This window comes from Agrobacterium sp. DKPNP3 (assembly GCF_052686535.1).
In genome coordinates this window covers 113,197-138,140 of sequence record NZ_JBQYSN010000002.1, presented here as the reverse complement: position 1 = coordinate 138,140, position 24,944 = coordinate 113,197, and the positions used below count along the sequence as shown (strand labels likewise).

The following is a 24,944-nucleotide window of genomic DNA, read 5'->3' as shown; positions in this document are numbered from 1 at the left end:
CGGCCCGCCATGCGCATGTGCTTCTGCCATCGCTTGGCTGGGGTGAAAAGGACGGCACTGTCACCAATTCCGAGCGGCGCATTTCCCGCCAGCGCGGTTTTCTCGATGCGCCGGGCGAAGCGAAAGCGGACTGGTGGCAGATGGCGGAAGTGGGCCGGCGCATGGGCTTCGGCGCCGCCTTCGCTTTTCATCAGCCATCGGAAATTTTTGCCGAACATGCCGCGCTTTCCGCTTTCGAAAATGCCGGAAGCCGCGATTTCGATATCGGCGGGATCGACCGGGATGGCTACGACGGGATGACACCCTTCCAATGGCCAAAAGCCGAGGCGGGCAAGGCCGAGGTGACGCGCTTTTTCGCGAACGGCCGGTTTTACCATGCCGATGGCAAGGCGCGGTTCATCGCCACCGCCCTGCCGGAGACCGGCAGGACATCGGCGGATTTCCCGCTGACGCTGAATACCGGCCGCATCCGCGACCAATGGCACACGATGACGCGCACCGGCAAAAGCGCCCGCCTCACCGCCCATATCGCCGAGCCGTTCGCCGAACTTCACCCGCGCGATGCGCAGGCGCTCGGCATAAAAAGCGCCGATCTGGTGGAACTGGAAAGCCCGCATGGCAAGGTGCTGCTGCGGGCGCTGGTGAGCGAAAGACAGGCGCGCGGCTCGGTCTTCGCGCCGATGCACTGGAACGACCAGTTTGCCTCGAAGGCGCGGATCGATGTGGTGGTCGCGCCGGTAACGGACCCGCATTCCGGTCAGCCTGCTTCGAAGAATGTGGGCGTTCGGGCAAGGCGTTACGAAGCAAAAGCTTATGGTTTCGCCATTTCCCGCACCCGGCCCGTTGCACACGATTGCGCCTATTGGGCGATTGCCAAGGCGGATGGCGGCTATCGCCTGGAGCTGGCCTTCGCTGAAGTGCCGCAAGACTGGACGCTCTGGGCGCGGCGGGTTTTCGGCATCGAGGCGCGGGTCGAGCCGCTGGGATATAGCGACCGGCAGACCGGCGATCTGCGCCTGGCTTTCTTTGACGGCGACACTCTTCTGGCGGCGCTGTTTATCGCCAGAGAGCCGGTGGCCGTTGCCCGCAGCTGGGCGATATCGCAGTTGAACGAGCGCCACGAGGATTTGCGCCTGCGTTTTGCCCTGGTCGCCGGCCGTCCCGGTGCCGGTCGTGCCGATCCGGGTGCTACCGTCTGCTCCTGCTTCAATGTCGGACTGAACCAGATCACGGCAGCCATACGTGATGGTTGCCGCAGCGTCGAAGCCATCGGCAAGACGCTGAACGCCGGAACCAATTGCGGCTCCTGCCGCGCCGAGATCAGGGGGATCATCGATGGATGCCTTAAAACCGCGGCGGAATGAACCGGCCCGCATGGAAAAGCTCGCGACGTTGCCCATTTTTTGGGGGCTAGAGAACAAGCGCGTTGTGCTGGCTGGCGGATCGGATGCTGCCGCCTGGAAGGCGGAACTTCTGCTCGCCTGCGGCGCTGAGCTTCATCTGTATTGCGAGGAGCGCGAGCTTTCGCAATGCCTGATGTCGCTGATGGCAAAGAGCGCGTGACTGACATGGCACGACTGTTGCTGGAACGAAGACAGTTTGGCGGGCGCGGAACTGGCGCTGGCGGATTGCGAGACCCTGAGCGAGGCCGAGCGGTTTTATCGCGCGGCGCGCGCGGCAGGCGTTCCCGTCAATATCATCGACAAACCGGAATTCTGCCAGTTCCAGTTTGGATCGATCGTCAATCGCTCACCGGTCGTGGTGTCGATTTCCACCGATGGGGCAGCCCCCATCCTGGCGCAGGCCATTCGTTGCCGGATCGAGACATTGCTGCCGCGCTCCCTGAAGGACTGGGCGGCACTTGCGGCGTCTATCCGCGAGCATGTCAACATGCGGCTCTCGCCTGGCAGCGCGCGGCGTTCGTTCTGGGAAAAATTCGTCGATAGGGCCTTCACAGAGCGTCTTGATGACGACAGTGAGGAGCGCTTGCTCGCCGATCTCGGGACACAAGCTGCTCGGACGGCGGCCACCGTCGGGTCGGTTACGCTTGTGGGCGCGGGGCCGGGCGATGCCGAGCTTTTAACCCTGAAAGCGGTGCGCGCGCTTCAGGCGGCCGACGTCATCCTGTTCGATGATCTCGTCTCGGCGGAGGTGCTGGAACTGGCGCGGCGGGAGGCCAAGCGCATGCTGGTCGGCAAGCGCGGCGGCCGGGAAAGCTGTAAACAGGAAGACATCAACGACATGATGATCAGGCTTGCCAAGGCCGGCAAGAGAGTCGTGCGGCTGAAGTCAGGCGATCCGATGATTTTCGGGCGCGCCGGTGAGGAGATCGCCGCGCTGGAAGCGGAAAACATCCCCGTCGAGGTCGTGCCCGGCATCACCGCCGCAAGCGCCATGGCCTCACGCCTCGGCGTTTCTTTGACGCATCGCGATCACGCCCAGTCTGTCCGCTTCGTCACCGGCCATTCACGACAGGGAAAACTACCGGACAATATCGACTGGCCGTCCCTTTCGAACCCGTCAGTAACAACTCTTTTCTACATGGGCGGACGAACTGCGGGGGATATTCAGGCATCATTGATTGCCAACGGAATGCCCGCCGCGACGCCGGTGGTGGTGATGGTTTCCGTCAGTCGTCACAATGAGAAACGCTGGTGCGGTTCGCTTGCGCAACTGGCAGAGGGCGTGACGGGATTAGGCGTGAATGAGCCTGTTCTTATCGGCATCGGTGATACGTTTCATGCCGCACGTACGGCGCTTCCGGCTGAACACGCAAAGTCAGCGGATGCCTCTCCAATACGAATAGCTGGCTAAAATGATTTTCGGCCGTTCCGGTGAAAGCAGGCGCCTCCGGCGCTCAACCGTGCCTTGACATTGGTTTTTCCTTCGCTCTTCAATAAAACGAAAAAATTGAAAGAGGAGGGAGGGTGAAATGCTGCTTACACCGCGCCAGGATGAAATCGTTGCGCTGGCAAAAGCGAATGGGCGGGTGCTGGTTGACGAGCTGGCGGCGCGGTTTTCGGTGACACCCCAGACGATCCGTAAGGACCTCAACGATCTCTGCGATACGCGCGTGCTGACCCGTATTCATGGCGGCGCGCTTTTCCCCAGCGGCAACGAAAACGTCAAATATGAAGCGCGTCGGGCGATTGCTTCTATTGAAAAGCAGGCCATTGGCGCTGCCGCCGCAGCGCTCATCCCCAACAACTCGTCGCTTTTCATCAATATCGGCACGACCACGGAGGCGGTGGGCGAAGCCCTTGCGGACCACCACGAACTGATGGTGATCACCAATAATATCAATGTTGCTAACAGGTTACGGGTGTTCCCGGGCATTGAAGTGGTGATTGCCGGTGGCGTCGTGCGGGGTTCCGATGGAGGTATCGTCGGGGAAGCAGCAGTGGATTTCATTCGCCAGTTCAAGGTCGATTTTGCCGTGATCGGGGTTTCAGCTATCGATGAAGACGGGGCTTTACTGGATTTCGACTTCCGCGAGGTCAAGGTCGCGCAGGCGATCATCTCCAATGCCCGTCACGTGATTCTCGTATCGGATTCACTGAAATTCGAGCGCACCGCCCCGGTGCGGATCGGCCATCTCTCTCAGGTCCACACATTTATTACCGACCATTGTCCGGTCGATTCCATCCGCAGCATCTGCGCAGATCACGATGTCCGCCTGATCGAAACCGAGGCGCAGGACGGCTGACCTAGCGACTTCGGAATTTCGTTTGACATTCGTTTTGTCTTCGAATTAGATGGTCTTGCTTTCAAAATATCGATGGGGAGAGCATCGATGAAAGCACGGGAGGGGCGATGTCTGACGAGGCAATCCACGATATTTTCGTGATCGGCGGCGGCATCAATGGCTGCGGCATCGCGCGAGACGCTGTTGGGCGCGGATATTCCGTTGCGCTTGCGGAAATGAACGACTTTGCCTCCGGTACGTCTTCGGCTGCCACGAAGCTGATCCATGGCGGCCTGCGTTATCTCGAACATTACGAATTCCGCCTGGTGCGCGAAGCGCTCATGGAACGCGAGGTTCTGTGGGCGATGGCGCCGCACATTATCTGGCCCATGCGCTTCGTGCTGCCGTTTCAGAAAGGTGGTGTTCGTCCCGCCTGGCTCGTGCGCCTGGGGCTTTTCCTTTACGACCATCTTGGTGGCCGCAAGCTCCTGCCCGCGACCCGCTCGCTCGACCTTCGCCGTGACCCAGCGGGAAAACCGCTGAAGCCGATTTTTGCCCGCGCTTTCGAATATTCCGATGGCTGGGTGGATGATGCCCGTCTTGTCGTGTTGAACGCCCGCGATGCCGCTGATCGAGGCGCCCTGATCCTCAACCGTACGCAAGTGGTTTCCGCCAGGCGGGAAGGCGCGTTCTGGCGGATAGAAACAAAAAACGCGGGTGGAGAAACGAAGTCTTACAAGTCGCGAATGCTGGTGAATGCCGCCGGCCCGTGGGTCGACCAGGTGCTGTCGCGGACGTTCGGTAAAAACAACGTCCACAATGTCCGCCTCGTGCAGGGCAGCCATATCATCGTTCGCAAAAAGTTTTCTGATCCGCGCGCCTATTTCTTTCAGAACCCGGACGGCCGTATCATTTTCGCCATTCCTTATGAGCAGGATTTCACCCTGATCGGCACCACGGATCGCGACTATACCGCCGATCCTCGGTCCGTTAAGATCAGCGACGAGGAAATCAGCTATCTCTGCAATGCGGCGAGTGAATATTTTGCTGAGCCGGTGAAGGCGGAGGATATCGTCTGGACCTATTCCGGCGTGCGCCCGCTCTTTGATGATGGTGCTTCCAAGGCGCAGGAAGCAACCCGCGACTACGTGCTGAAAACCGAGGGGACGGAAGGCGAAGCACCACTGCTCAACGTCTTTGGCGGCAAGCTTACGACATACCGGCGGCTTGCCGAACATGCTCTTGAAAAAATCAGCGATGCGCTGGGTGAAAAGGGTGTTCCATGGACGGCAGGCTCCCATTTGCCGGGGGGTAACTTCGGCGTGGAGGAATACGCGGCGCAAGTGTCCGCAGTACGATCCCGTTATCCCTTTCTCGATCAGCGTCATGCCGAGCGGCTGGTGCGCTGCTACGGTACCGATGCAGTTTCGATGCTCGGTTCTGCGACGGACACCTCTGCGCTGGGGCGGCACTTCGGCGGTACGCTCTACGAGGTCGAGGTTCGCTGGCTGATGGCGCGGGAATGGGCGGCGACGGCGGAGGATATCCTTTGGCGCCGCACCAAGCAGGGGCTGTTCTTGAGCGCCGACGAGGTGCGTGCTCTGGAGGACTATATCGATGACATTGCAGGTGGACGCTTGAAGGCAATCTGACGATCCGATCGAAAAGCGGAGGAGGCTTTGGATCACCATGCTTGAATTGCGAAACGTCTCGAAAATGGTGGGGGGTGACTATCATATTCACCCGACCGATCTGACGTTGCAGCGCGGAAGCCTGAACGTTCTGCTTGGACCGACGCTTTCGGGCAAGACGTCGCTGATGCGACTGATGGCGGGGCTGGACAAGCCAAGCAGCGGCTCGATCCTCTTCAATGGAGAGGATGTCACCGGCTGGCCGGTGCAGAAGCGCAACGTCGCGATGGTCTACCAGCAGTTCATCAACTATCCGGCGCTGAGCGTTTACGAAAACATCGCCTCGCCGATGCGCGTTGCCGGCAAGGATCAGTCGACCATCGACCGGGAGGTGAAGAAGGCCGCCGAACTTCTGCGGCTTACGCCTTATCTCGACCGCACGCCGCTCAATCTTTCCGGCGGCCAGCAGCAGCGCACGGCACTCGCCCGCGCCATCGTCAAAAACGCCAATCTGGTGCTGCTCGATGAGCCGCTCGCCAATCTCGATTACAAGCTGCGCGAAGAGTTGCGCGAGGAACTGCCGCGTATCTTCGCGGAGTCGGGCGCGATCTTTGTTTACGCCACCACGGAGCCTTCAGAGGCGCTGCTTCTGGGCGGCAATACCGCAACGCTTAACGAGGGAAGAGTGACGCAGTTCAGCCGTACGATCGAGGTTTACCGGCAGCCGGTTGATATCGTGACCGCGGAAATTTTTGCCGATCCGCCGCTCAACACCATCGAGGTCATCAAGGCGGGTAACGCTTTCACGCGCGCCGACCAGACGGTGGTTGCCGTGCCGGCGCATCTTGCCGCTGTACCGGATGGGCCTTTGACCATCGCTTTCCAGCCACATCATCTTTTCCCCCAGGCGAAGGGCGAAGCGCGGCAATCCATAAGGGCGCGCACGCTGATTTCGGAAATCGCGGGGTCGGAAAGCTTCGTGCATGTGGAGTTTTCCGGCAGGCGATGGGTCATGCTGGCGCACGGCATCCACGACATCGAGCCGGACAGGGACATTGAGCTGTTTCTCGATACAAAACACCTGATGGCCTTTGACGCGAATGGCCGCGCCATTGGCGAAGCGGCGTAAGGGGAGATCGGTCATGGCACGCATCACCCTCGATCACATCCGCCACGCCTATAACGCCAAGGCGCTGGCTGCAGGCGATTATGCCCTGAAGGAAGTCCATCACGAATGGGAAGATGGCGGTGCCTATGCACTTCTTGGCCCTTCCGGTTGTGGCAAGACCACGTTGCTCAACATCATTTCCGGCCTGCTGCGACCATCCGAAGGCCGCATCGCTTTCGACGGAACAGACGTGACGGATTTTGCAACTGAAGACCGCAACATCGCGCAGGTGTTCCAGTTTCCGGTCGTTTACGACACGATGACGGTTTACGACAATCTGGCTTTTCCGCTGCGCAACCGGCATGTGCCGGAAGCCGAAGTGGAGCGCCGCGTTAGGGAAATCCTCGAGATGACCGACCTTTCCGGCATGGCCAAACGCAGGGCCCGCGGATTGACGGCGGACCAGAAGCAGAAGATTTCGTTGGCGCGTGGCCTCGTACGATCCGACGTCAACGCAATCCTGTTCGATGAGCCGCTGACGGTCATCGATCCGCATATGAAATGGGTGCTGCGCTCACAGTTGAAACGGCTACACCGGCAATCGGGTTTCACCATGGTCTACGTCACGCACGACCAGACCGAAGCGCTGACCTTCGCCGACAAGGTGGTTGTCATGTATGACGGGCAGATCGTTCAGATCGGCACGCCGGCCGAGCTATTCGAGCGGCCGGGGCATACATTCGTCGGTTATTTCATCGGCTCGCCGGGCATGAACGTGCTGCCAGCCAATATTGAGGGGACGACGGCTGTGGTCGGCGGTCTTGGTGTGCCGCTGGCAGGTGCGCCAAAAGTTGATGGAGCGCAGCGCATCGAAGTCGGCATCCGCCCGGAATTCGTCCGGCTGGAGCGCGGCGGCATGCCGATCAGCATCGACAAGGTCGAGGATATCGGCCGCCAGAAGATCGTCCGTGCCCGCTTTGCCGGCCAGAAACTGGCGATTGTCGTTGCCGAGGACGAGGAAATCCCGGCGGAGGCGGGTGTGCGCTTCGATCCGGCCGCCATCGGCGTTTTCGCTGATTCCTGGCGTGTGAAGATGGGGGCCTGACCATGGAAAAAAGCTGGAACAACAAGGCATGGTTCATGGTGCTGCCGGTGCTGGTGCTGGTCGCCTTTTCGGCCGTCATTCCGCTGATGACCGTCGTGAATTATTCGGTGCAGGACACTTTCGGCAACAATCAGTTTTTCTGGGCAGGAACACAATGGTTCGAGGAAATCCTGGCGTCGGACCGTTTCTGGGATGCCCTGGGGCGCAACCTGCTATTCTCCGGCATCATCCTGGCCATTGAAATCCCACTCGGCATCTTCATCGCGCTCAAAATGCCGAAGTCCGGCATCGGCGTGCCCGTCTGCCTTGTCACCATGGCGCTGCCGCTGCTGGTGCCGTGGAACGTCGTCGGCACGATCTGGCAGGTTTTCGGCCGCAGCGATATCGGGCTCCTCGGTTATTATGCCAATCAACTCGGGCTTGACTATAACTATGTCAACGATCCCATCGACGCATGGATTACCGTCGTCATCATGGATGTCTGGCACTGGACGAGCCTTGTCGTGCTCTTGTGTTATGCCAGCCTCGTTTCCATTCCGGACGCCTATTATCAGGCGGCAAGGATTGACGGCGCGTCGCGTTTTGCGGTGTTCCGGTTCATCCAGCTGCCGAAGATGAAGCGGGTCCTGCTTATTGCCTTCCTGCTGCGCTTCATGGACAGTTTCATGATCTATACCGAGCCTTTCGTCGTCACTGGAGGCGGCCCGGGCAATTCCACAACCTTCCTGTCCATCGATCTCGTCAAGGTGGCGCTCGGCCAGTTCGATCTCGGCCCGGCAGCAGCCATGTCGCTGATCTACTTCCTCATCATCCTGCTGTTGTCCTGGGTGTTCTACACCGTGATGACCAGCCATGACGCGGAGACCTGAGATGAGCGCTTCCAATGTCACGTCCGGGGTGGAACGTAATGGCCTGAATGCAGGCTCCGCGGTATCGGTGCGGCCGAGTTTCGCCGCGACAGCGCGGTCACGCCGCCACCATGGTCCATCACGCTTTTCCTGGCTGGTGCCGACGGTCTATATTCTGCTTCTGCTCATCCCGATCTATTGGCTTATCAATATGAGCTTCAAGACGAATGCGGAAATCGTCTCATCCATGACGCTCTATCCGCACGAGCCGACGCTGCAGAACTATCGGACGATCTTCACCGATTCATCCTGGTATTCCGGGTATATCAATTCGATCACCTATGTCGTCATGAACATGGCGATCTCCGTCGCTGTCGCGCTGCCAGCAGCCTATGCCTTTTCGCGCTACCGTTTTCTCGGCGACAAGCATCTGTTCTTCTGGCTTTTGACCAACCGTATGGCGCCGCCCGCCGTCTTTGCGCTGCCGTTCTTCCAGCTTTACTCTGCATTCGGACTGATCGACACCCACATTGCCGTGGCGCTCGCGCATTGCCTGTTCAACGTCCCGTTGGCGGTGTGGATCCTCGAAGGTTTCATGTCCGGTGTGCCGAAGGAAATCGACGAGACCGCTTATATTGACGGTTATTCCTTCCCGAAATTCTTCGTGAAGATTTTCATGCCGCTCATCGCTTCCGGCATCGGCGTCGCCTGCTTCTTCAGCTTCATGTTCTCGTGGGTCGAGCTTCTGATCGCCCGCACTCTGACGACGACGGACGCAAAACCGATTGCCGCGACGATGACACGCACCGTTTCCGCCGCCGGCATGGACTGGGGCCTGCTTGCAGCCGCCGGTGTGCTGACGTTGATACCGGGCGCGCTGGTGATCTGGTTCGTGCGCAATTACATCGCCAAGGGCTTCGCGCTGGGGAGGGTTTGACCATGACGAAGATGCCCGATTTCACCTGGATGGCATGGACCTGGCAGACGGCGGCCTTCTTCTGCACCATCGCCGTCCTGCTGGTCGGCATGTGGCTCTGGGAACGTTTGTCGCCCGGCGGCAATGCCCGCTTCGGTCTGTTGCGCTTCGAGACGACGCGTGGTGACAGGCTGTTCATCTCGCTGCTTGGCAGCGCGTTTATTCATCTCGCATGGCTCGGGCTGGTCGGCCCGAACCTGTGGTGGGCTCTCGCTCTATCTCTGGTCTACGCCATCGGCGTTTTCCGTTTTGTATAGAGCAGGAAAAGGTGCGGACGAGGAAAACCGCACTTGCAGACTTCATGCAATCGCAACCTTTGGGAGGGAATGACATGCGACGGCATCTGATGACGACGACGGCAGCCATGCTGCTGGCAATGACAGGTTCGGCTTTTGCCGGAATGGAGGAAGCAAAGCAGTTTCTGGACAAGGAAATCGGCGACATGTCGGCGCTTTCCCGTGCGGAGCAGGAAAAGGAAGTGCAATGGTTCATCGATGCCGCGAAGCCTTTCGCCGGCATGGAGATCAAGGTGGTTTCCGAATCTCTCACCACCCACGAGTATGAATCAAAGGTTCTGGCTCCGGCCTTTACCGCTATTACCGGCATCAAGGTGACGCACGACCTCATCCAGGAAGGTGACGTTGTCGAAAAGATCCAGACCCAGATGCAGACCGGCCAGAACCTCTACGATGGCTGGGTCAACGACAGCGACCTCATCGGCACCCATTGGCGTTACCAGCAGGTCCGCAACCTGACCGACTTCATGGCCAATGAAGGCAAGGACGTCACCAATCCCGGTCTCGACCTCAAGGACTTCATCGGCAGCGCGTTCACGACGGCGCCGGACAAGAAGCTCTACCAGCTTCCTGACCAGCAATTCGCGAACCTCTACTGGTTCCGTTACGACTGGTTCAACGACGACAAGAACAAGGCTGACTTCAAGGCCAAATACGGCTACGACCTCGGCGTTCCCGTCAACTGGTCGGCCTATGAGGACATCGCCGAATTCTTCACCGGCCGCGATGTCGGCGGCAAGAAGGTCTTTGGCCATATGGACTACGGCAAGAAGGACCCCTCGCTTGGCTGGCGTTTCACCGATGCCTGGCTTTCCATGGCCGGCAACGGCGACAAGGGCCTGCCAAACGGCCTGCCGGTCGATGAATGGGGCATCAAGGTCAATGACAAGTCGCAGCCGGTCGGTTCCTGCGTAGCGCGCGGCGGCGATACCAATGGCCCGGCCTCGGTCTATTCCATCGAGAAATATCTTGAGTGGCTGAAGAAATATGCGCCGCCGGAAGCACAGGGCATGACCTTCTCCGAGTCCGGACCGGTGCCTGCACAGGGCAACATTGCTCAGCAGATCTTCTGGTACACGGCGTTCACGGCCGATATGGCCAAGCCGGGCTTGCCTGTCGTGAACGAGGACGGGTCGCCGAAATGGCGTGTCGCACCCTCGCCACATGGCGTCTACTGGAAGGACGGCATGAAGCTTGGTTATCAGGATGTGGGTTCCTGGACGCTGATGAAATCCACGCCTGACGACCGAGCCAAGGCCGCATGGCTTTATGCGCAGTTCGTGACCTCGAAAACCGTGGATGTGAAGAAGAGCCACGTCGGTCTCACCTTCATTCGTGACAGCACCATCCATCACAAGAGCTTCTCGGACCGTGCCTCCAAGCTCGGTGGTCTCGTCGAGTTCTATCGCTCACCGGCCCGGGTTCAATGGTCGCCGACGGGGACGAACGTTCCTGACTATCCAAAGCTGGCGCAGCTGTGGTGGCAGGCAATCGGCGATGCGTCGTCGGGTGCCAAAACCGCTCAGGCAGCGATGGACTCGCTCTGCGCCGAGCAGGAAAAGGTCATGGGCCGTCTGGAACGTGCCGGCGTGCAGGGCGATATCGGCCCGAAGCTGGCGGAAGAGCATGATATTGAATACTGGAACAAGGACGCCGTTTCGAAGGGCAATCTGGCGCCGCAACTGAAGATTGCCAACGAAAAGGAAAAGCCGGTCACCGTCAATTACGACGAACTGGTCAAAAGCTGGCAGAAGTAATGTCTGCCTAAAATCTAGAAATCGGGGCGGCTCTGCCGCCCCGTCATTGCGTTTGAAAGGGAGTTACATAATGGGCGGTTACATTCTGGCGATCGACCAGGGCACGACATCGACGAGGTCGATGGTCTTTGATCGCGACATGCGGGTCATCGGTGTCGGCCAGCGAGAATTTCCGCAGCATTTCCCTGCCTCCGGCTGGGTCGAACATGATGCCGAGGATATCTGGAAAAGCGTGCTCGAAACCATCCGGCTGGCGCTTGCCGATGCCGGCATTGCCGCCTCCGATATTGCGGCAATAGGCATCACCAACCAGCGCGAAACGACGGTGCTATGGGACCGCAATACCGGCGAGGCGGTGCATCGCGCCGTGGTCTGGCAGGATCGGCGCGCCGCGCCCATCTGCGAGGATCTGAAACGCCGCGGACTGGAGCCGCTCTTTTCAAAAAAGACCGGGCTGCTGCTTGACCCTTATTTCTCCGGTACCAAGCTGAAATGGCTTCTCGATAGCGTCAGCGGCCTTCGTGAAAAAGCCGTGAAGGGCGACATCTGCTTCGGCACCGTTGACAGCTTTCTGATCTATCGCCTCACCGGCGGTCGTCGCCATGTGACCGACGCCACCAATGCTTCGCGCACGTTGATCTATAATATCGAAGACAATGCCTGGGATGACGAGTTGCTGTCGATCCTGGATATTCCGCGCGCCATGCTGCCGGAAGTGCTGGATTGCGCCGCGGATTTTGGTGTGACGGACAAGTCGCTGCTGGGTGCGGAAATTCCGATCCTGGGTGTGGCCGGCGATCAGCAGGCGGCCGTGATCGGCAATGCCTGCTTTGAGCCGGGCATGATGAAATCCACCTATGGCACCGGCTGTTTCGCGCTTCTCAATACTGGTACCGACCGGGTTACATCCACCAACCGCCTGCTGACGACGATTGCTTACCGCCTCGATGGCGTGACGACCTATGCACTTGAAGGCTCGATCTTTATTGCCGGTGCCGCCGTGCAGTGGCTGCGTGACGAGCTTGGGTTCATCTCTATTGCATCTGAAGTCAGCGCGCTTGCCGAAAAAGCCGATCCCAAGCAGCGGGTTTATCTCGTGCCGGCCTTCACCGGTCTTGGCGCGCCCTATTGGGATGCCGAAGCGCGCGGTGCGATTTTCGGCCTGACGCGGGGCACCGGGCCGGCGGAATTTGCCCGCGCGGCGCTGGAAAGCGTCGCCTATCAGACGTTTGATCTGCTGGATGCCATGCGCAAGGACTGGGCGGGTGACAACGGCAAAACGGTATTGAGGGTCGATGGGGGCATGGTCGCTTCCGATTGGACCATGCAGCGGCTGGCAGATATTCTCGCCGCGCCCGTCGATAGACCTGTCTTTCTGGAGACGACCATCCTGGGTGCCGCTTGGCTTGCGGCCTCACGCGCAGGCATCTGGCCGGACCGCAAGGCTTTCGCTGACCATTGGCGACGCGACCGCCGCTTCAGCCCCGAAATGGACGAGGGGGAGCGGAAAAACGCGATCGCCGGTTGGCGTGACAGCGTCGGCCGCTGCCTGTCAAACCGGAACAATTAAGGCGCGTTAGACGAAGCTGCCGGGTGCGATGCTCTTGCTCGACACGAGGTCGGAAAGGGCGCGCACCAGCTTCGCATCGACGCCCTTGCTCGGCTGAAGCACAAATTCGACATCCTCAAGGACGGGTAACACGCCGGCGGTAATCTCCTTAAGACCGGCCGGTGCCATGCTGCGCGGCTGCACCAGAATACCCATGCCCGCCCTTGCCGCAGCAGTAAGTCCGCTCAGGCTGCCGCAGGTGCAGACGATCCGCCAGGAGAGTCCGGCCCGGTCCAACGCTTCCTGTGCGGCCTTTCTGGTAATGCTCGGCGGCGGGAAGGCGATCAACGGCAGGGCATCCGGCTGGTTCAGCATGCGATCGGGGTCACGCGCCAGCCAGACGAGTGGTTCACGGTAAAGGAAATGGCCAAGCTTGTCGCCCAGGCGGCGTTTTGCCAGTACCACATCCAGCTCACCATTATCCTGCATCTGGTAAAGCACCCCACTCAGCGAAACCGTCAGCTCCAGATCCACAAGGGGATAAAGGCGGATGAATTCCTCCAGGATGGCCGTGAGCCGGCTTGCGACGAAATCCTCCGACACGCCAAGCCGTAGCCGCCCACGCAGACGACTTTCGGTGAAGAGCGACGACACTTTGCTGTCGATTTCGAGCATGTTGCGGGCGTAACCAAGCAATGCCTCACCCTCGCCAGTCAGCTTCACCTGATGCGTGTTGCGTGCAATCAGTCGCCGGCCAAGCGATGCCTCAAGCCTTTGAATATGCTGGCTGACGGTGGATTGCCGAATGCCCAGCCGTTCGGCAGCGAGGGTGAAACTGCCGGTTTGCTGCAACATGACGAAGCTGGCAAGATGTTGAAGGTTCAGCATTATCTCAAATCATGATAACTGTTAGTCTTTGCATCCGAAATCATGATGATGGATAGTGGCGGGCGTTTCAAGCAAAACCAATGCCGGAAAGACGTCCCATGACCCGCTTCTTACCCGACCGTTTCACCATGATGCTGGTGGCCACCGTAATTCTGGCTTCCATTCTGCCGATCAGTGGCGAGCCGGCTGAATATTTCGGGCTTGCGACGAAACTTGCCATCGCCCTGCTGTTCTTCTTGCATGGCGCGCGCCTTTCGCGCGATGTGGTCATTGCGGGCATTCTGCACTGGCGTCTGCACCTGGCGATTCTGCTCGTCACCTTCGGCCTTTTCCCGCTTCTCGGTGTGGCGATCGGCTTCATTCCCGAAAGCATCCTTCCGGCTCCGCTCTATATGGGCGTACTGTTTCTCTGCGTGCTGCCATCCACCGTGCAGTCCTCCATCGCCTTCACGTCAATGGCGGGCGGAAACGTGCCGGCGGCAATCTGCTCGGCCTCGGCATCGAACATTTTCGGCATGTTCCTGACGCCACTGCTCGTCGGTCTGTTGTTTTCGGTCGGGGGCCACGGCGGTGGATTTTCGCTGGACGCGTTCCTGCAAATCTTCCTGCAATTGCTTCTGCCCTTCATCGCCGGCCAGGTGCTGCAGCCCTGGATCGGCGACTGGATCCGGGCGCGCAAGAAACTTCTGTCACCTGTCGATCGCGGCTCGATCCTGATGGTGGTCTATCTGGCGTTTTCCGATGCGGTCATCGAGGGCATCTGGCACACGTTTTCCATCAGGGATATCGGCGTCGTCGTCCTCATCAACATCGTGCTTCTGGCGTTGGTTCTCTGCGCGACAATGTTCGGCAGCCGTCTGCTTGGTTTCGATAAGGCGGATGAAATCACCATCACCTTCTGCGGTTCGAAGAAGAGCCTTGCGAGCGGCGTGCCGATGGCGGGCGCAATCTTCGCAGGGCAGAGCATCGGCGCGATAGTTCTGCCGATCATGCTGTTCCACCAGATCCAGTTGATGGTCTGCGCGGTTCTCGCCCAGCGTTACGCCCGAAAGGCGCATGAAAAGGCGGCGGTAGCCGAAGCGGCTGCGGCAGAAGGCGCCGTAGCCTCCGCTCGATAAAGCGCTCTCCTATAACAAAAACGGCCCCGCGAGGGGGCCGTCCGTCTTGCCTGTCGGAATGCTTAGTTGACCTGAGCCGGGGTAACCTGAGCTTCGATCGTCTTCGGCGCATCGGCGCTGTCGGACGAGATCGCGATGCGGCGCGGCTTCATGGCTTCCGGAATATTGCGAACGAGGTCGATATGAAGCAGGCCATTCTTCAGGGAAGCGGTCTGCACTTCGACGTGGTCTGCAAGCTGGAAGCGGCGTTCAAAAGCGCGGGTCGCGATGCCGCGATACAGGAACTCGCCTTCGGTCGTTTTGTCGTCCGTGGCCTTTTCAGCTTTCACTGTCAGCGCATTGGCGCGGGATTCAATGCTAAGTTCGGTTTCATCGAAACCGGCAACCGCCATGGTGATGCGATAGGTATTTTCGCCTGTCCGTTCGATATTATAGGGCGGATAGGACTGAGCCTGCTCGGGCTGGCCAAGGCCGTCAAGCATCGAAAAAAGACGGTCGAAGCCGACGGTGGAGCGATAGAGAGGGGAAAAATCAACGTGGCGCATGGTGTCCTCCTTAAGAAGCGACTGTTTGCGGTTAGGTCCTCCACCCCGTTCTGGCGATGGTTGGACATTTAGCGCGGCCCCGTTCTGGCGACCGCATGAATGAGATGGGAATGCTGACACGCGCCGTCAAGAGGCGCGAAAAGACGAAAGCAATATGAACCATGGCTGAACATCCGGTTCCGGGATCGTTCAGTTTGAGCGCCATAAAACTGCGGTCATCGGAGGCATCCTCCGTCGGCAGAAGCAATAACGTCCCTTCTTCTTCTGTCTTACTGGCCGGAACCGCGACTGCTTTAACCGACGGTTCCGGCAATTTTTTCTTTGACCTTCCCGCGCCGCCGACCTATCCCGAAAGGGCAGAAAAGCCGGAAAAGACCGATGATCGAAGCCACCTTGCGCGCCAGTGAAGACAACCCGGTTCCCGGCAACCATACCGTCGGATATTTTACCGGACATGGCGGCAAACAGCTTCGATATGCGATCTTCCGTTCCAGCCGCTCCCTTGCCCGCGGAACGGTGGTACTGCTTCACGGCCGGAACGAATGTATCGAGAAATATTTCGAGACGGTCGCCGACCTGACAGCCATGGGCTTCTGGGTCGCGACCTTCGATACAAGGGGGCAGGGCGGATCGGAACGGCTCCTGAAGAAACCGGGTGTCGGGCATGTACGGCGATTTTCAGACTATACGCGCGATATTAGCCTGTTTCTTGAGCAGGTTGTGCTGCCGGATACGCGGCTGCCCTTCTTCATGATCGGCCACTCCACCGGCGCGCTTGCGGCCCTTGCTGCCGCTCCCGGCTTGGCCAATCGTATCGACCGCCTTGCCTTGTGTTCGCCCTTCATCGAGCTCGACAGCCAGCAGTCCGTCCCTTCATGGGTGATCAAGCTGGTTGCAACGACGTTCAGCCTCCTTGGATTGGGTCGAATTCAACTCGGAAGGGACCAGCGGGAGCGCGACTTTGACGGCAACCCGCTCACCTCAGACGCCACGCGTTTTTCCAGGAATCTGACCCTGCACCGGCAGTTTCCCGAACTATTCATCGGCGCGCCCACGGCACGCTGGGTCTACGAGGCGCTGAAGACGATGCGGCGTGTCACGCGTCAGGAGCACCTCACAAATATCATGGTGCCGACGCTCGTTCTGGCGCCCATGCTGGACACAATCACGCCCTATAAGGCGCAGGAGGAACTCTCACGCAATTTCCGGGCAGCGCAGCTTCTTCCGATCACCGGTGCTCGCCACGAATTGCTGCATGAGCGTGACGTTTTCCGCAAACAGGCGCTGGCGGCCATCGATGCGTTCTTCGCGCCGGAGTAATGGCCGCTTAAGCTGGCTGCCTCAGAGTTTTGAGAGAATGGCGAGCGCCTGTTCGTGCACCGCTTTTGAGCCAGCCGCCAGGATGCGTCCGCCATTTTCCGGACGTCCCCCGTCCCACGTGGTCATGATGCCACCGGCCTGTTCGATGACAGGTATCAAGGCGCCGACGTCATAGGGCTTCAGGCCAGATTCGATCACGAGATCGACGTGACCGGCGGCGAGAAGGCAGTAGGCGTAACAATCCACGCCGTAACGGAAAAGCCGAACCTGATCCTGGACTTTCTCGTAAACGGGCTTTTCTTCCTCGGTAAAGATGTGCGGCGTCGTGGTGAACAGAACGGCATCCGAAAGCGAGGTACAATTGCGCGTGCGTATTTTTCGTTCGCCATCCGGTCCGAAATACCAGGCAGCCTTGCCATCGGCGAAATAGCGTTCTTTGGTAAAGGGTTGGTCCATCATGCCCATTCTTGCGCGACCACCCGACTGGAACCCGATCAGCGTGCCCCAGACCGGCACGCCCGAAATGAACGCGCGTGTGCCGTCGATCGGGTCTATGACCCAGATGTGGTCGCGGTCGAGACCGACATTGCCGTGTTCTTCTCCAAGGATGCCGTGCTGCGGAAAACGCTGCTCGATAAGCGTACGAATGGCAGTTTCTGCTGCCTGATCGCCCTCCGTCACCGGATCATAGCCACCATCCTCCTTGTTCGTGACGGCTATGCCCGTGCGAAAGCGAGGAAGCGTTTCGGCGCTGGCGGCATCGGCAAGTTTAAAGAAGAAATCCCGATCGGGCAGCATGCTAAACCTCGTCGCTGGAAGAGTAATCAGTTTGGTGCCTCATCCTTAAACCGGAATGTCATCTGCCGTCCACCCGAATGCTTCGGACCGCACGGTTTCTAAATTTTCAGCAAAAGGTCAATAAATAGGCAAATAATAAAATGATTGACAATTAGGCATGGGCGGCGTAGCTTCATCCTACAGTCTTTGACTGTAAATACCCTCCTTGGGTGTTTCCTCCCTAGACTTGACCGCGCCAAGGCGCGGTTTTTTTTGCCCGGTTTGGGAACCGGACGAGAGAGGCGGGGCCTGAAACAGTTTGTTAGCTGGTGGGTTATTCGGCGGCGAGAGACGTCTCGATCGCATATTCCGAAACAAACGCGCCGAGTTGGCGCATGAAGATTTCCAGCGATGCCTGAATGACGGGGAAATCAGGTTTTTTCAGAAGCGTTTTTTCATCGACATAAAGGCCACGATTGACTTCGATCTGTAACGCATGCAGCGAACGGATCGGCCGGCCATAATGCTCGGTGATGAAGCCGCCGGCATAGGGCTTGTTGCAGGTGGCGACGAAGCCCAGCTCCTCCAAGAAATGCAGGGCGGCGCGGGAGACCTCCTGCGACGCGCTGGTTCCGTAGCGGTCGCCGATGATCACGTCCGGCTTGAGGTTGGAACCGGCGACCCGGATATTACCGGGCATGGAATGACAATCGATCAGGACCGCCATGCCGAAATGGGCATGGGTGCGCGATAACAGGCGGCGCAGGCAGGCATGGTAAGGTTTATAGATCGTCTCGATCCGCGAAAGCGCCTCCTCGACAGGCAGGCGGTGCGCGTAAATATCCATGTTTTCGGCGACGATGCGAGGCACCGTCCCAAGGCCACCGGCGACGCGCATGGAACCGATATTGGCAAAGGGCGGCAGCGTGCCGTCGAACATGCGCGGATCGAGTTCGTAAGGCTCGCGATTGACGTCGAGATAGGCGCGCGGGAAGTTGGCTTTCAGAAGCGGTGCGCCAATTTCTGGCGCCGCCTCGAAGAGCTCATCAACGAAATGATCTTCGGAGCGACGGATGTCGTGCGAATCGAGCCGTGCCGACTCGAGGAAGGAGATGGGATAGCAGCGGCCGCTATGGGGGGAATTATAGACAAATGGCAGGGTCTGGACGGCAGGTTCCGTTACTTCAAACAGCTCATATTCACCCGTCACCCAGTCCATTCAGTGCCATTTACCATGTCGTAAACTATCAGGAGGTTCATGTTGCCAGTTACGGTGCGGCAAGTCCATACTATCGCCCAAACAGCGCTATACCGATTCACGCGTTCACAGGATATTTACCGTGAAAATCCTATAATCGGGCTAGGGTATTCCAAACATTGAGCAGTTACGGTCACTTATGATGAATCAGAAAATTCTTCTCGCTGAAGACGACAACGATATGCGCCGCTTCCTCGTGAAAGCGCTGGAAAAAGCCGGTTACAAGGTTTCTTCCTTCGACAATGGCGCCAGCGCCTATGACCGGCTTCGCGAAGAGCCATTTTCGTTACTGCTGACCGACATCGTGATGCCTGAAATGGATGGCATCGAGCTCGCACGGCGCGCGACCGAACTCGATCCTGACCTGAAAGTCATGTTCATCACCGGCTTTGCAGCCGTTGCGCTGAACGCCGATTCGAAGGCTCCGAAGGATGCCAAGGTGCTTTCCAAGCCGTTCCATCTGCGCGATCTCGTGGATGAGGTGAACAAACTCCTTGTGGCGTAAGGCCTCTCAAAAAACCTTCACAAAACCGAAAAAAAGCAGTTGACGCATGAACCGGTTTTGTGGTCTATCCGCCGCAACGGAGGGCGTGTAGCTCAGCGGGAGAGCACTACGTTGACATCGTAGGGGTCACAGGTTCAATCCCTGTCACGCCCACCATCCGAATTCTTTATGTATCAAGGCCTTGCGATAAAAATCGCAGGGCCTTTTTGCTTACTGGGCTCGAGCCATGAGTCGAACGGCGCCGCGGTGGATTGGTAGGCAGTCCTCATCGCGCCAACCTTCTCCACCTCTGGCGCCGCGCCGCGCCGATCCGCCTCAAATATCCTTGGCCAGGCGCAATGCATCGTAGATTGCCGCATGCGTGTTGCGCGCAGCGACGGCGTCGCCGATGCGGAAGAGCTGGTATGTGCCTTTAGGGTTGCGCTCCACCTTCTGGGACTTCCCCGCAAGCAGGTCGTCGTATGAAACTTCGCCAAGGTTCTTTGAACCAGGCTTGAGTTCAAAATAGAGGTCATCCAGCGGAACGGTGCCGTGATTGATGACGATCTGGTCCACCATCCTCGATTTCATCACGCCACCATAGTCGCTGCCGATATGGGCGATAAGCTGGTTACCTTGCTTCTCGGCCGCTTCCAGCCGATAGGTTACGGTGAAGGTGACGTCCAGCTGTTGCAGGGAGCGCATATAGGGAACGAGGTTCATGGCCATGACCTCCGGCGCGAAAGCGCGGTCCGGCGTCATGATTTCCACCTTTGCCCCGGCTTTTGCGAGAAATTCTGCGGCCTGTAGTCCGGCGTGGTCGCCAGCGTCGTCGTAAACCAGCACGTTCGTGCCCGGCTTCACGTCTCCCGAGATGATATCCCATGCAGAGACGACAAGGTCGTTGCCTTCGGACAGGACGTCCGTATGTGGCAATCCGCCTGTCGCAATAATGACGACGTCGGGTTTTTCGGAAAGCACCGTGTCCGCTTCTGCCCAGCTGTTGAAATTAAAAGTGACTCCTAGCCTCTCGCATTGGGCCATACGCCAGTCGATGATGCTGATCATTTCCCGACGCCGCTCGCTCTGCGCGGTCAGGCGGATCTGCCCCCCTGGATTGTTGGCAGCCTCGAAAACGACTACCTCATGCCCCCGTTCGGCGCAGACACGCGCGGCCTCCAGCCCTGCCGGCCCGGCACCGACGATCACCACTTTTCGGCGTTCTGCCGCCTTTGATATCTCGTGCGGCATGGTCTCCTCACGGCCTGTTGCCGCATTGTGGATGCAGAAGGCAAGGCCACCCTGATAGATCCGGTCGAGACAATAATTCGCGCCCACGCAGGGCCGGATATCGTCCTCGCGTTTCTGCATGATCTTTCGCACGATATGCGGGTCGGTCATGTGGGCGCGCGTCATGCCCACCATGTCCAGCTTGCCGGACGCGATGGCGTGACGGGCGGTCGCGACGTCCTGGATCTTGGCGGCGTGAAAAGTCGGAAAATTTGTCGCGGCGCGGATTTCGCCGGCGAAATCGAGATGCGGCGCATTGGCCATGCCCTGGATAGGAATGACATCGGTCAGGCCGGGATCGGTGTCGATATGGCCTCTGATGACATTGAGATAATCGATCAGTCCGCTGTCCTTCAGCCGTCTGGCGATTTCGATTCCGTCAGCCTTTTCCGTGCCGCCCTCAAGACATTCGTCGGCTGTATAGCGGACACCGAGAATGAAATCGTCGCCCACGCGTTCGCGCATCGCCCTGAAAACATCGAGACAGAAGCGCATCCGGTTTTCAAGCGGGCCGCCATAGGGGCCATCGAGCTCATTCGTCAATGGCGAGACGAACTGGTCGATGAGGTGACCATAGGCCTCCAGCTCCACCCCATCCATCCCGCCAGCCTTCATCCGCTCGGCGGCATCGGCGAAATCCTTGATGATACGCTCGATGTCCCAATCCTCTATCTTCTTCGGAAATGCCCGGTGCGCCGCTTCGCGATGATGCGACGGTGCAAGGATCGGCAGCCAGTCGCCCTTGTCCCAGCGGGTACGTCGTCCAAGATGGGTCAACTGGATCATGATCGCAGCACCCTGTTCATGCACGGCGTCGGTCATGTCCCGGACCCAGGGAACGATCTCATCCTTGTAGGCGAGCAGATTGTTGAAGACGGGCGGGCTGTCCTTCGATACGGCCGCGGAACCCGCCGTCATTGTCAACGCGACACCACCTTTGGCGCGCTCTACCGTGTAGGCGCGATAGCGCCCCTTCGGCATGCCGTCTTCCGGATAGGCGGGTTCGTGCGAGGTGACGATGATGCGATTGCGCAAGGTGAGGTGTTTCAGCTGATAAGGCTGCAGAAGGGGATCGCTCGACATGGCCTGCTCCAAAGAGAATATTCCGACGGAGGCTAAATGCGAATGTACACATATGTCAATTTCCGAAACATATATGTATAGAGATTTGACGTCGGTGTACTTTTTCTTGTCGCGCAGAGGCCAGTTTGCTAGAAACCTCTCATGGAAGCGACAATAAACGAAAACGGTTGGCGCGGTTCGCAGGAGGGGTGGCTGGGCGCCGCCTATCAGGCGTTGCTGGAATCGGGCGTGGACTCCGTGAAAATCCTGCCCCTGGCGAAAAAGCTCAACTTGTCCCGCACAAGCTTTTACTGGTTCTTCAAGGACCGGGAGGAATTACTGGCTGCGCTCGTCGCCCGCTGGCGGGAAAAAAATACCGGCAGCATCCTCCGGCAGTCGGAGGCCTACGCGGAGACACTGGCGGAGGCGATGCTGAATGTGTTCGATTGTTGGCTCGATCCATCGCTGTTTGATAGCCGATTTGAATTTGCGGTAAGAAGCTGGGCTCTTCAATCCGACGAAATTCTCGCGGAGGTCCGTAAGGCCGATGAGGCAAGAATGGGGGCACTCTCCCGCATGTTCGTGCGGTTCGGCCACAGCGAAAGCACGGCGGATGTACGCGCACGCACCACCTATCTGGTGCAGATCGGCTATATCTCCATGCAATCCGAAGAAGATATCTCGGTACGCATGCAACGAATTCCAGATTATATTGCCATCTACACCGGCGAACAGCCGCAGCCGCGCGAGCTTGACCGGTTTCACGCGAGGCACGGCTACAAGCCTGTCAGGTGATGTGGAAGTCTCAGCGCCTCTGATGATTTCCAGGTCTTGCCACCCGCTCCGCCATCGGCTTTTGATCGGCATGCGGTAGGATATCGATTGTCTGACGATTATCCTGCAATGTTGCTGTAACATTCACGGATGAGTGGAGGGGATGGCTTAAGTCCATCGGGGAAACGTCATTGCGAATCTTGCTTCTGGAGGATGAACCGGAAATGGCACGCGCGCTTCTGGAAGCGCTACGCCGCCGCGACGTCCTCGCCGACCATGTCAGCGCAATCAGCGATGCGGACGCGTTGGCGAGGGACGGCTCCTATGATGTGCTTGTGCTTGATCGCCGTCTTCCTGATGGGGAAGGGCTTAACCTGGTGGCTTCGCTGCGCAAGAGCAGGCAGTCCGTACCGATCCTTGTGCTCACTGCACTCGGCAGTGTCGATCATCGTGTCGATGGCCTCGATGCCGGTGCCGACGATTATCTTGCCAAGCCCTTCGCCATCGAAGAATTGCTCGCGCGCCTCAGGGCTCTCCACAGACGCGGACCCTCGCTGTCTGAAAGATGCGCCCAGTTCGGAAATCTCTGCCTTGATCCGCGCAGCAACGAAGTGAGCATCGGTAACTCCATCATCGAATTGCGGCGTCGCGAATACCTCGTTCTCGAAGCGCTGATGCGGCGACCGAACCGCATCGTCACGCGGTCGAACCTGATCGACGCGGTCTATACGCTCGATGACGAGATCGAGTCCAATGCCCTCGATGCGCATATTTCCCGCATCAGGAAGAAATTGCTGCAGGCTGGGGCCACGGTGGAAATAAGAGCCGTGCGTAATATCGGGTATCTCATCCGGTTGAAGACATGAAGACGGCGCGCAATCGATCCCTGCGGTGGGGGCTGATAAAGCGGCTTTTCGCGTTACAGGCCTTCCTGCTCCTCCTCTTCGTCATCCTCCTCATCGGTTGGATCTGGATTATCGATCCACGTCTTGAAGGTGCGAATGAAGAGGCAGCCCGTATAGTCGCGGAGAGTGTGACGAAGGATGGTCAAGGCAGGCCGCAACTGCCAGCGACGCCTGAACTGACGGAGCTGAAGCGACGCTATCCAAACCTCTGGTTCGTCGTGCGCGACCTCAACGGCGTCGTCGTGCAATTCGGCGCTGTCCCGCCACCGGCCCTTTCCGCTAGCTTTCCCTGGAGCTTTGATCGTGCGAGTCTGGATGCGGCTGGGACGTTGCGTGCCACTGTCGAGAACCGCGATACCGCGGCGGGCCGCCTCCAGTTCATTGCGGGTACTGAGGATGGAATGCCGAATGACGGCCTCAGCATCTGGATCAATGTCCAGCTGGATCTGGAAAAGGATGCCAATGGCGCGATCCGCTGGTTCAAGGTGCTGCCCGCGCTGGGCTTTATCATTCTCATCGCTGTTGTGCCGATGCTGATTTTGACGGGTATCGCGACACTGCTGGTGACGCCGAGGGCAGTCGGCCGTTCTCTCAGTGGGCTGATGGATACGGTTGAGCAGGCCGAGTCCATCGATTTCGACAACCGGTCAGAGCGGATCGACCGGTCGAAGGTTCCCGTTGAACTCATTCCGCTGGTGGATGCCTTCAACATTGCGCTGTCGCAGCTTGATGACGGCTATAATCGCCGCAACCGTTTTCTTGCCGATGCGGCACATGAACTGAGGACACCTATTGCGATCGTGCGGACCAGAGCCGATCTTTTGCCCGATGACGCGCTGAGCCGTCAGATCCGGGCGGATATCGATCGCCTCACCCGCGTTGCGCATCAGCTGCTGGAAATGCAGGCGGTGGGCGCTGTCGAACTGCCGGCGGAGCCGTGCGATCTCAATCAACTTGTCGAGCGCATCGCGACCGATCTGGCCCCGATTGCGCTGGACGCCGGTTACGATTTCGATTTCGAGCCGAGCGCGGGTCCCGCCATTTTTACCATGCAGGCGTCGATCATCGAGATGGCGGTCGTCAACCTCGTTCGCAATGCGATCGATCATGCCGGCGGCAAGGGTGCAATCACAATTCGGATTGACGCGGCCGGGGCCATCGAGGTCTGTGATGAAGGGCCAGGCATACCCGTTGCGGAGCGCGGTCAGGTCTTCGAGCCCTTTCATCGCATCAACACAAATTCGCCGGGCGCAGGCCTTGGGTTAAATCTGGTCCAGAAAGCCGCCGAGCTTCATCGTGGCCGTGTTCTGTTCCTTGATTTGAACCCCGGCTTCTGCGTTCGGTTGGAAGTCCGTTCGGTCTTTCCACGAGCGGTCGCGTCCGACAATGGTTAAGATACAGTTAAACAAAATCCTCTAACTATATTAAATAAATCAATTATTTATAGTCAAATTGGTCGCGTGCAATGCAGGCGTAATTCTCGTGGGGAAGATGCCCTTATCTGCTGAGCTCATCGGCATGTCATGCCGATTGGGCGCAGGAGACAAACGGGAACCGGTTTCCGGTTC

Annotated in this window: 22 protein-coding genes, 1 tRNA gene and 1 pseudogene; 19 read left to right on the top strand and 5 right to left on the bottom strand. The window is 58.7% G+C overall.

Annotation, left to right across the window (positions count from 1 at the left end):
• The 11 genes and pseudogenes from ACUTJJ_RS01380 to glpK all read left to right on the top strand — a co-directional run.
• A partial coding sequence (locus tag ACUTJJ_RS01380; RefSeq protein ID WP_445541051.1) for a nitrate reductase occupies nucleotides 1-1,364 on the top strand: 1,364 nt, incomplete at its 5' end.
• Nucleotides 1,336-2,814: pseudogene (cysG, locus tag ACUTJJ_RS01375) on the top strand (siroheme synthase CysG). The gene ACUTJJ_RS01380 and the pseudogene cysG, both read left to right, overlap by 29 nt.
• A gap of 118 nt (nucleotides 2,815-2,932) precedes the next feature.
• The gene (locus ACUTJJ_RS01370; RefSeq protein ID WP_063950263.1) at nucleotides 2,933-3,706 is read left to right on the top strand and encodes a DeoR/GlpR family DNA-binding transcription regulator; all 774 of its coding nucleotides are present in this window, start codon (nucleotides 2,933-2,935) and stop codon (nucleotides 3,704-3,706) included.
• Between the two features lie 107 nt (nucleotides 3,707-3,813).
• A complete protein-coding gene (locus ACUTJJ_RS01365) occupies nucleotides 3,814-5,337 on the top strand; it encodes a glycerol-3-phosphate dehydrogenase (protein WP_445541050.1) in 1,524 nt (507 codons plus the stop codon).
• Nucleotides 5,338-5,374: 37 nt separating this feature from the next.
• Nucleotides 5,375-6,445 carry an ABC transporter ATP-binding protein gene (locus ACUTJJ_RS01360; protein WP_063950265.1) on the top strand — a complete coding sequence of 357 codons (1,071 nt, stop codon included), beginning with the start codon at nucleotides 5,375-5,377 and terminating at the stop codon, nucleotides 6,443-6,445.
• A gap of 13 nt (nucleotides 6,446-6,458) precedes the next feature.
• Complete coding sequence (locus ACUTJJ_RS01355) at nucleotides 6,459-7,529, top strand: ABC transporter ATP-binding protein (RefSeq protein WP_445541049.1); 1,071 nt, start codon at nucleotides 6,459-6,461, stop codon at nucleotides 7,527-7,529.
• 2 nt (nucleotides 7,530-7,531) lie between these two features.
• A complete protein-coding gene (locus ACUTJJ_RS01350) occupies nucleotides 7,532-8,398 on the top strand; it encodes a carbohydrate ABC transporter permease (protein ID WP_445541048.1) in 867 nt (288 codons plus the stop codon).
• Nucleotide 8,399: 1 nt separating this feature from the next.
• A complete protein-coding gene (locus ACUTJJ_RS01345) occupies nucleotides 8,400-9,314 on the top strand; it encodes a carbohydrate ABC transporter permease (RefSeq protein WP_445541047.1) in 915 nt (304 codons plus the stop codon).
• A gap of 2 nt (nucleotides 9,315-9,316) precedes the next feature.
• Nucleotides 9,317-9,610: a DUF2160 domain-containing protein gene (locus tag ACUTJJ_RS01340; protein WP_445541046.1), complete on the top strand. Its 294-nt coding sequence runs from the start codon at nucleotides 9,317-9,319 to the stop codon at nucleotides 9,608-9,610.
• A 74-nt stretch (nucleotides 9,611-9,684) separates the two neighbouring features.
• Nucleotides 9,685-11,406 carry an ABC transporter substrate-binding protein gene (locus ACUTJJ_RS01335; protein WP_063950270.1) on the top strand — a complete coding sequence of 574 codons (1,722 nt, stop codon included), beginning with the start codon at nucleotides 9,685-9,687 and terminating at the stop codon, nucleotides 11,404-11,406.
• Nucleotides 11,407-11,476: 70 nt separating this feature from the next.
• Complete coding sequence (gene glpK / locus ACUTJJ_RS01330; protein WP_404494937.1) at nucleotides 11,477-12,976, top strand: glycerol kinase GlpK; 1,500 nt, start codon at nucleotides 11,477-11,479, stop codon at nucleotides 12,974-12,976.
• A 6-nt stretch (nucleotides 12,977-12,982) separates the two neighbouring features.
• On the opposite strand, the gene ACUTJJ_RS01325 is transcribed toward glpK, so the two are convergent.
• Nucleotides 12,983-13,843 (bottom strand): LysR family transcriptional regulator, encoded by an 861-nt coding sequence (locus tag ACUTJJ_RS01325; RefSeq protein ID WP_445541045.1) that lies wholly within the window; start codon nucleotides 13,841-13,843, stop codon nucleotides 12,983-12,985.
• 98 nt (nucleotides 13,844-13,941) lie between these two features.
• On the opposite strand from ACUTJJ_RS01325, the gene ACUTJJ_RS01320 reads away from it, so the two are divergent.
• Nucleotides 13,942-14,961, top strand: coding sequence for a bile acid:sodium symporter family protein (locus ACUTJJ_RS01320; protein WP_445541044.1), 1,020 nt, complete (start codon nucleotides 13,942-13,944; stop codon nucleotides 14,959-14,961).
• A gap of 62 nt (nucleotides 14,962-15,023) precedes the next feature.
• On the opposite strand, the gene hspL is transcribed toward ACUTJJ_RS01320, so the two are convergent.
• Complete coding sequence (hspL, locus tag ACUTJJ_RS01315; RefSeq protein ID WP_063950275.1) at nucleotides 15,024-15,506, bottom strand: heat shock protein HspL; 483 nt, start codon at nucleotides 15,504-15,506, stop codon at nucleotides 15,024-15,026.
• A 161-nt stretch (nucleotides 15,507-15,667) separates the two neighbouring features.
• On the opposite strand from hspL, the gene ACUTJJ_RS01310 reads away from it, so the two are divergent.
• Entirely contained in the window at nucleotides 15,668-15,913 is a 246-nt protein-coding gene (locus ACUTJJ_RS01310; RefSeq protein WP_063950276.1) for a hypothetical protein, read from the top strand.
• Nucleotides 15,885-16,826, top strand: coding sequence for an alpha/beta fold hydrolase (locus ACUTJJ_RS01305; protein WP_404494935.1), 942 nt, complete (start codon nucleotides 15,885-15,887; stop codon nucleotides 16,824-16,826). The genes ACUTJJ_RS01310 and ACUTJJ_RS01305 overlap by 29 nt, the downstream gene beginning before the upstream one ends.
• A gap of 21 nt (nucleotides 16,827-16,847) precedes the next feature.
• Here the strand turns inward: ACUTJJ_RS01305 and hisN are convergent, their stop codons facing one another.
• Nucleotides 16,848-17,624: a histidinol-phosphatase gene (gene hisN / locus ACUTJJ_RS01300; RefSeq protein ID WP_445541043.1), complete on the bottom strand. Its 777-nt coding sequence runs from the start codon at nucleotides 17,622-17,624 to the stop codon at nucleotides 16,848-16,850.
• Between the two features lie 313 nt (nucleotides 17,625-17,937).
• Complete coding sequence (locus ACUTJJ_RS01295) at nucleotides 17,938-18,822, bottom strand: N-formylglutamate amidohydrolase (RefSeq protein ID WP_445541042.1); 885 nt, start codon at nucleotides 18,820-18,822, stop codon at nucleotides 17,938-17,940.
• 181 nt (nucleotides 18,823-19,003) lie between these two features.
• Between ACUTJJ_RS01295 and cpdR the strand changes: the two genes are divergently transcribed.
• Together cpdR and ACUTJJ_RS01285 are read left to right on the top strand one after the other, a co-directional pair.
• Nucleotides 19,004-19,366, top strand: a complete 363-nt coding sequence (gene cpdR / locus ACUTJJ_RS01290) for a cell cycle two-component system response regulator CpdR (RefSeq protein WP_003497910.1) — start codon at nucleotides 19,004-19,006, stop codon at nucleotides 19,364-19,366.
• 81 nt (nucleotides 19,367-19,447) lie between these two features.
• Nucleotides 19,448-19,522, top strand: a tRNA-Val gene (locus ACUTJJ_RS01285).
• Nucleotides 19,523-19,681: 159 nt separating this feature from the next.
• Here ACUTJJ_RS01285 and ACUTJJ_RS01280 read toward each other — a convergent pair.
• Entirely contained in the window at nucleotides 19,682-21,718 is a 2,037-nt protein-coding gene (locus ACUTJJ_RS01280; RefSeq protein ID WP_445541041.1) for an oxidoreductase, read from the bottom strand.
• Between the two features lie 141 nt (nucleotides 21,719-21,859).
• On the opposite strand from ACUTJJ_RS01280, the gene ACUTJJ_RS01275 reads away from it, so the two are divergent.
• The 3 genes from ACUTJJ_RS01275 to ACUTJJ_RS01265 all read left to right on the top strand — a co-directional run bounded on the left by ACUTJJ_RS01275 (nucleotide 21,860) and on the right by ACUTJJ_RS01265 (nucleotide 24,770).
• Nucleotides 21,860-22,492 carry a TetR/AcrR family transcriptional regulator gene (locus ACUTJJ_RS01275; RefSeq protein ID WP_063950281.1) on the top strand — a complete coding sequence of 211 codons (633 nt, stop codon included), beginning with the start codon at nucleotides 21,860-21,862 and terminating at the stop codon, nucleotides 22,490-22,492.
• A 170-nt stretch (nucleotides 22,493-22,662) separates the two neighbouring features.
• Complete coding sequence (locus ACUTJJ_RS01270; protein WP_445541040.1) at nucleotides 22,663-23,337, top strand: response regulator transcription factor; 675 nt, start codon at nucleotides 22,663-22,665, stop codon at nucleotides 23,335-23,337.
• On the top strand, nucleotides 23,334-24,770 hold the full coding sequence (locus tag ACUTJJ_RS01265) for a sensor histidine kinase (protein WP_445541039.1): 1,437 nt from the start codon (nucleotides 23,334-23,336) through the stop codon (nucleotides 24,768-24,770). The genes ACUTJJ_RS01270 and ACUTJJ_RS01265 overlap by 4 nt, the downstream gene beginning before the upstream one ends.
• The last annotated feature ends 174 nt before the right edge of the window (nucleotides 24,771-24,944 follow it).

Excerpts from the sequence above, each read along its gene's own strand:
- ACUTJJ_RS01370 (WP_063950263.1), top strand. The coding sequence starts at position 2,933 with ATGCTGCTTACACCGCGCCAGGATGAAATCGTTGCGCTGGCAAAAGCG.
- ACUTJJ_RS01365 (WP_445541050.1), top strand. The coding sequence starts at position 3,814 with ATGTCTGACGAGGCAATCCACGATATTTTCGTGATCGGCGGCGGCATC.
- ACUTJJ_RS01360 (WP_063950265.1), top strand. The coding sequence starts at position 5,375 with ATGCTTGAATTGCGAAACGTCTCGAAAATGGTGGGGGGTGACTATCAT.
- ACUTJJ_RS01355 (WP_445541049.1), top strand. The coding sequence starts at position 6,459 with ATGGCACGCATCACCCTCGATCACATCCGCCACGCCTATAACGCCAAG.
- ACUTJJ_RS01350 (WP_445541048.1), top strand. The coding sequence starts at position 7,532 with ATGGAAAAAAGCTGGAACAACAAGGCATGGTTCATGGTGCTGCCGGTG.
- ACUTJJ_RS01345 (WP_445541047.1), top strand. The coding sequence starts at position 8,400 with ATGAGCGCTTCCAATGTCACGTCCGGGGTGGAACGTAATGGCCTGAAT.
- ACUTJJ_RS01340 (WP_445541046.1), top strand. The coding sequence starts at position 9,317 with ATGACGAAGATGCCCGATTTCACCTGGATGGCATGGACCTGGCAGACG.
- ACUTJJ_RS01335 (WP_063950270.1), top strand. The coding sequence starts at position 9,685 with ATGCGACGGCATCTGATGACGACGACGGCAGCCATGCTGCTGGCAATG.
- glpK (WP_404494937.1), top strand. The coding sequence starts at position 11,477 with ATGGGCGGTTACATTCTGGCGATCGACCAGGGCACGACATCGACGAGG.
- ACUTJJ_RS01325 (WP_445541045.1), bottom strand. The coding sequence starts at position 13,843 with ATGCTGAACCTTCAACATCTTGCCAGCTTCGTCATGTTGCAGCAAACC.
- ACUTJJ_RS01320 (WP_445541044.1), top strand. The coding sequence starts at position 13,942 with ATGACCCGCTTCTTACCCGACCGTTTCACCATGATGCTGGTGGCCACC.
- hspL (WP_063950275.1), bottom strand. The coding sequence starts at position 15,506 with ATGCGCCACGTTGATTTTTCCCCTCTCTATCGCTCCACCGTCGGCTTC.
- ACUTJJ_RS01310 (WP_063950276.1), top strand. The coding sequence starts at position 15,668 with ATGGCTGAACATCCGGTTCCGGGATCGTTCAGTTTGAGCGCCATAAAA.
- ACUTJJ_RS01305 (WP_404494935.1), top strand. The coding sequence starts at position 15,885 with ATGATCGAAGCCACCTTGCGCGCCAGTGAAGACAACCCGGTTCCCGGC.
- hisN (WP_445541043.1), bottom strand. The coding sequence starts at position 17,624 with ATGCTGCCCGATCGGGATTTCTTCTTTAAACTTGCCGATGCCGCCAGC.
- ACUTJJ_RS01295 (WP_445541042.1), bottom strand. The coding sequence starts at position 18,822 with ATGGACTGGGTGACGGGTGAATATGAGCTGTTTGAAGTAACGGAACCT.
- cpdR (WP_003497910.1), top strand. The coding sequence starts at position 19,004 with ATGAATCAGAAAATTCTTCTCGCTGAAGACGACAACGATATGCGCCGC.
- ACUTJJ_RS01280 (WP_445541041.1), bottom strand. The coding sequence starts at position 21,718 with ATGTCGAGCGATCCCCTTCTGCAGCCTTATCAGCTGAAACACCTCACC.
- ACUTJJ_RS01275 (WP_063950281.1), top strand. The coding sequence starts at position 21,860 with ATGGAAGCGACAATAAACGAAAACGGTTGGCGCGGTTCGCAGGAGGGG.
- ACUTJJ_RS01265 (WP_445541039.1), top strand. The coding sequence starts at position 23,334 with ATGAAGACGGCGCGCAATCGATCCCTGCGGTGGGGGCTGATAAAGCGG.